Source organism: Arhodomonas sp. KWT (assembly GCF_010993615.1).
The window spans coordinates 1-5,611 of the sequence record NZ_WNXE01000155.1 but is presented as its reverse complement, the minus strand read 5'-3'; the positions used below and the strand labels follow the sequence as shown (position 1 = coordinate 5,611).

The 5,611-nt window shown below is 73.4% G+C and carries 3 protein-coding genes; all 3 read right to left on the bottom strand.

Features of this window, described 5'->3' with window-relative positions; translation table 11 throughout:
* Positions 1-2,642 (bottom strand): efflux RND transporter permease subunit (locus G7A99_RS15510; protein ID WP_163141755.1); only part of this gene is annotated, 2,642 nt, incomplete at its 3' end.
* Positions 2,632-3,861 carry an efflux RND transporter periplasmic adaptor subunit gene (locus G7A99_RS15505; protein WP_163141752.1) on the bottom strand — a complete coding sequence of 410 codons (1,230 nt, stop codon included), beginning with the start codon at positions 3,859-3,861 and terminating at the stop codon, positions 2,632-2,634. The genes G7A99_RS15510 and G7A99_RS15505, both read right to left, overlap by 11 nt.
* The gene (locus G7A99_RS15500) at positions 3,858-5,252 is read right to left on the bottom strand and encodes a TolC family protein (protein WP_163141749.1); all 1,395 of its coding nucleotides are present in this window, start codon (positions 5,250-5,252) and stop codon (positions 3,858-3,860) included. The genes G7A99_RS15505 and G7A99_RS15500 overlap by 4 nt, the downstream gene beginning before the upstream one ends.
* Positions 5,253-5,611 lie beyond the last annotated feature (359 nt).

Genomic DNA, 5,611 nt, shown 5'->3' with positions numbered 1-5,611 from the left:
GGCAGCGCGAGCAGCGCGAAGATCCCGAGCAGCGCGATGGTCACGGTCTGGAAGAAGCTCTGGATGGCGTCACGCATGCTCTCCTGGCGCCCGCCGAACTCGTAGGACAGCCCCGGGAAATCCGCCACCAGCCGCGGCAGCATCCGCTCGCGGAGCTCGCGCAGGACCCGGTTGGTCTGCTCGATGGGCACCACGTCCGCGGTCACCGGCATTGCCCGGCGGCCGTTCTCGCGCTGGATGCTGGTCACCGCCCGCGACCGTGTCACCTCCGCCACCGACTCAAGGGGCACGTAGCGCCCCGCCGCGGTGCGCAGCATGAACGAGGACACCGACGTCTCCGTGTCCGCCCGTGCCGGGGGCAGCTGCACCCGCACGGTGACCTCGTTGCCCCCGCGCAGCAGCTTCACCGCCTCGGCGCCGTAGAAGCCGTTGCGCAGCTGCCGGGAGATATCGTCAACGGTGAAGCCCAGCGCCCGGCCGCTCTCGGTCAGGCGGATGTTCCACTCCGGGCTGCCGAGCTGGTAGCCGTCGTCGACGTCACGGACGTAGGCGAGCTCGCCGAGGCGCTCGGCCAGCGTCGCCGCGGCGTGGTTGAGGGTGTCGATGTCGCCGTGGCTCAGCTGCACGGTCACCGCCGCGCCGCCGCCCGGGCCGCCACGGTCGGCATCGAAGCTGGTGGACTCCACCCCCGGTATCGCGCCGGCGGCCTCGCGCCAGCGCTGCACGAACGCACCGGTGCTCATCGGCCGCCGGTCCGGCGGGGTCATGTACACCCGCACCTCCACCTCGTTGCCCTCGATGGCGGCGTAAATGCCGTCGCTGAGGGCATCGCCGCCGTTGCCCTCGACCACGTCGCCGGCGGCGTCCACGAGAACGTCGCGCACCCGGCGCAGGGCCGCCGCCGGCGCCCCCTGGGGCAGCACCGCGGTGACCTCGGCGGTGTCCGATTCCACCCGGGGCATGAGGATGAAGCCCATCCGCCCGCTCATCGCGTAGGCGAGGGTCACCGCGAGCAGCGCCGTCGCCAGGCCCAGGGTGACGTAGCGCCAGCGCACGGCCAGCGCCAGCGCGCCGCCGTAGCCCCGGTCGATGAAGCGGCTGAACGCCGCGCTGAAACGCTGCTGGAGCCGGTGCACGCTCGCCCCGGCGCCGGTGCTCGCCCCGCTGCGGGTGTGCCCGAGGTGGGCCGGCAGGATCACCAGCGCCTCCACCAGCGAGATCGCGAAGACCGTGCCCACCACCGCCGGTATCACCGCCCAGATCTGGCCGAAGGTGCCCGGGATGAAGGCCAGCGGCAGGAACGCCACGATATTGGTGAGCACGCTGATCGCGATGGGCACGGCGATGTCCCGCGCGCCCTGCACCGCGGAGGGCAGCAGGCCGAGGCCGCGTTGTCGGTACTCGTAGATGTTCTCGCCGGCGACGATGGCGTCGTCCACCACGATGCCCAGCGCGATGATGAACGCGAACAGCGAGATCATGTTAATGGACACGCCGAACCACGGCAGGAACAGGAACGCCCCGAGGAAGGCGGTGGGGATACCCACGGTCACCCAGAACGCCAGCCGCAGCTCCAGGAAGGCGCTCAGCACTGCGAGCACCAGCAGCAGGCCGAGGAAGGCGTTCTTGAGCAGCAGCTCCACGCGCTGGCGGTAGACGTTCGAGGCGTCGCTCTGGATGGCGACGTCGATCTGCGGCGGCAGCGAGGCCCGGATCTCCGGCAGCACGGCGGTGACCGCATCGGACACGCCGATGGGCGTCTCCCGGCCGACCCGGAAGACCTCCACGCCCACCGCGGGCTTGCCGTTGTAGCTGCCGATGTCGTCGTCCGCGGTGGCGAAGGCCTCGCTCACGTCGGCCACGTCGGAGAGGCGCACCACGCCCCCGCCCGGGGTCGCCCGGAGGACGACGTCGCGGAACCCCTCCGCGCGCGTCAGGCGCTCGCCGACCTTGAGGAGGATGTCGCCGCCGGCGGTCTCCACCCGGCCGGCGGAGCGGTCCCGGGCGTTCTCCGCCACCGCCGAGGCCACGTCCTGGAGGGTGAGGCCGTAGGCGCGTAGCTCCTCCTCGCTGATGTCGATGTGGATCTCGTAGTCGCGGACGTCGTCCAGCGCGGCCTGGGTGACACCGTCCGCCAGGCGGAGACGGTCGCGCACCCGCTCGGCGGCGGCGCGCAGGCTGTGCTCGGGCACGTCGCCGTAGACGAGGATGTCCAGCACGTCCCGGCGCCAGCCGCTGAAGGAGATCTCCGGGTCCTCCGCCTGGTCCGGGAAGGTGTCGATATCATCCACCGCCCGGGTGACATCCTGGTAGGCACGCTGGAGGTTGTAGCCCTCGATGAGCTCGATGCTCACCTGCCCGCTGCCGGTGCGGGCCGTGGCGGTGACCTTCTCCACGCCCTCGAGGCCCTGCACCGCCTCCTCCACCGGCAGGACCACGCCGGACTCGATCTGCTCCGGCGTCGCCCCCGGGTAGGAGACGCTGACCACGAGGACGTCGCGCTGGAAGTCCGGGAAGACCTCCTGGGTGATGCGGGTGGTCATGTACAGCCCGCCCAGCAGGAAGACCAGCATCAGCAGGTTCGGCGCCACCCGGTGGCGGACGAACCAGCCGATCACGCCGTCGCCGCGCTCACCCGCCATCGCCGCTCTCCGCCTCCGCGGCGCGCAGGGGCATGCCCTCGGCAGGGGTGGCGATGCCGGAGGTGACCACCCGGTCCCCCGGCTCAAGGCCGCCGGAGACGAACACCCGGTCGCCGTCGCGGTAGGCGACCGTCACCTCGCGGAAAACCAGCTCGCCGTCGGCGCTCATCAGCCACAGCGTATCACCGCCGTGGAGCCAGGCCGCGCGGACCTCGTAGGCGTCCTCCAGCACCCGGCCCAGGATCTCGCCGCGCACGAACGCACCGATCAGCAGCCGCGGCGGATCGCCCTCGCGCTCCAGCGCCAGCGGGTCGTCCACCGCCACCAGCACCCGGGCCAGTCGGCCGTCCTCCTCCAGCGAGTCGAGCACGCGGATGACCCGGCCCTGGCGGTACTCGCCGGGCGCCCAGGCGGCGTCGTAGTGCAGGCGCACGGCGGACCCGTCACCGCCCTGCCCGTCCGGCGCATCGATCCAGCGCAGCGCGCGCACCGGCACGGTGAGCTCCACCCACCAGCGCTCGGTGCCGGCCAGCTCGCCAAGCTGGGTGCTGGTGGTCACCTCCGCACCCGGCGCCACGTCCCGGGAGAGCACCACCGCGTCGAAGGGGACCGTCACCGTGGTGTGGTCCAGGTCGCGCTGCGCGGCGTCCACGTCGCTGCGGGCCGAGGCCACCGCGGCGCGGGCACTGTCGAGCTGCGGCTCGCGCAGCATCAGGGACTTCTCCTCCGGCGCCGGCGACTCATCGCCGAGGATCTCGTACTCCTGCCTTGCCACCGCCTGCTGGCCCTGCTCCAGGGCGAGGTCCGAGCGGGCCCGGGTGAGCGCGGCCCGGGCCCGCTGGAGGGCGAGGCGGTAGTCCTCGTCGTCCAGGGTGAGCGCCGTGTCCCCGGCGTTCAGGCGTCCACCGGGATCGAAGCCCTCAGCCAGCGAGGTCACCCGGCCGCCCACCCGCGGGCGCAGTACCAGGCGTCGGGACGGCTGGACATCGCCGTGGGCGGTGACCGTGATCCGGTGGTCCGCCGGGCTCACCGTCGCCACCTCCACCAGCCGCGCCGCGGGCTCGGGCCGCTGCTGACGGCCCACCGGCTCGTCCGTGGTCATCAGCCGGTAGGCCGCGGCACCGCCGGCGGCGAGCACCAGCAGCGTCAGCACGGTGTGCACGACGGCCCGCACGCCACCGCGGCGCGGCGGCGTGTCCGTGGTATTCGTCCCCGTCACGTCTGTTCGTCCCCCTCATCCGTCGGCTCGCCGAAGGCGCCGCCGGCGACGGCGCGGATCAGCGCGATGCGGTCCAGCACCAGCGCCCAGCGGGCGTCGACGAGCTGGCGTTCGATATCCTGCAGGCGGCTCTGGGCATCCAGCACGTCGAGGTAATCCGCGGCGCCGTTGAAGTAGCGCGAGCGCAGCTGTGTCAGCACCCGCTCCGCGATGTCGCGCTGGCGCTGGAGCCCGTCCAGGACCCGGCGGTCGGCCCGCGCGGCGGACAGTGCCTGCTCCACCTCGGCGACCGCCTCCACCACGGTCTGGGCGTAATCGTTGAACGCCACCGCCCGTGCCGCACGGTCGCGCTCGATGCGCGCGCTGATCGCCCCGCCCTGGTAGAGCGGCAGGGTCAGCGAGGCGGCGAGCTCGCGCACCCAGTCCTCGAACGCGCGGGCGGCGGACACGGCGGTGCTGGTCAGCGAGGCGGAGAGATCCAGGCTCGGGTAGCGCTCGGCGATGGAGGCGGCCACCGTGGCGTCCGCCGAGCGCACCCGCAGGAACGCGGCGCGCAGGTCCGGGCGGCGGCGCAGCCATGCCGAGGGCACGCCCACGTCCGGCAGCGACGGCACCGCTACGCGCTCCGGCGCGTCCTCCGGCAGCGCCAGCGCCTGCGGCGGGCGGCCGAGCAGCGCGGCCAGGTCCGCGCGCAGCCGGTCGCGCTCACCCAGGGCCTGCTCCAGGGTGGTGCCGGTCTGCTCGGTGAGCTGGCGCTGGCGCAGCAGCTCATCGGCCGTGACCTGGCCGTTGCGGAAGCGCACCTCGATGAGATCGGCGATACGCGCGTTGAGGTCACGCTGGCGGCGCAGCAGCTCGATGGTCTCGCGCTGGCTCAGGAGCTGGTAATAGGTGCGCGCGACCTCCGCGCTCAGCGTCATCGCTGCGGCCCGCAGGTCGAAACGGCTCGCCTGCGCCTCGAGCCCGGCGGCGCGCGCCTGGGAGGCCAGCCGTCCCCATAGGTCGACCTCGAAGCTGGCGGTCAGCGAGCCGGTGTAGCGCTCGCTGCTCTGGCCGTCGCTGCGCTGGGTGCTCGCCCCGCTGCTGGCCTGCAGCTGCGGGCGCTGGGCGGCCCCCTCCAGCCGGGCCAGCGCCCGCGCCCGGCGCAGCCGCGCCCGCGCGCCGGCGAGCGAGAAGCTGCCCGCCAGGGCCTCGCGCTCCAGCGCCGCCAGGGCCGGATCGTCGAAGTGCCGCCACCAGCGCGACGGCAGTGCACCGTCCCCGCTCGCGGAGAAGCGTTCCGGCACCGGCGCGGCATCGCGCGCGGGCATGTCGGTGTTCGGGGTGCACGCGGCGAGCACGGCGATTCCCGCACCCGCCAGCACCAGCCGCAGCGGAAGAGAACTGGTCATCGTGATCCTTGGACTGCCCCAGCGGGGGAATTATCCACGCTTGCCGGCACCCATGAAACGCAAACCGGGCCGCGGCGGTAAGGGTTCACGAAAATTCACAATCGGCCGGCCTCGCGGGACGGACACGACGGCCCGCGCCGCCCGGCCTGCCGGGGGATCGCGTCACGAGGGACACGGCGCGGCGCGAGACGGGATCGGCACCGTGGCCGGGGCCCACCGGCCGCAACACCACGCGGGCACCGGCGTTCCGGGCCGCGGCGGCGGCAATGGGCCAGCCGTGCACCCCCGGGGCTACGATGTCGGCTGCGCCCGGCGGCCGATATCGTCGCGGACGGGTGCCCGCCCGCGTAATCACATGG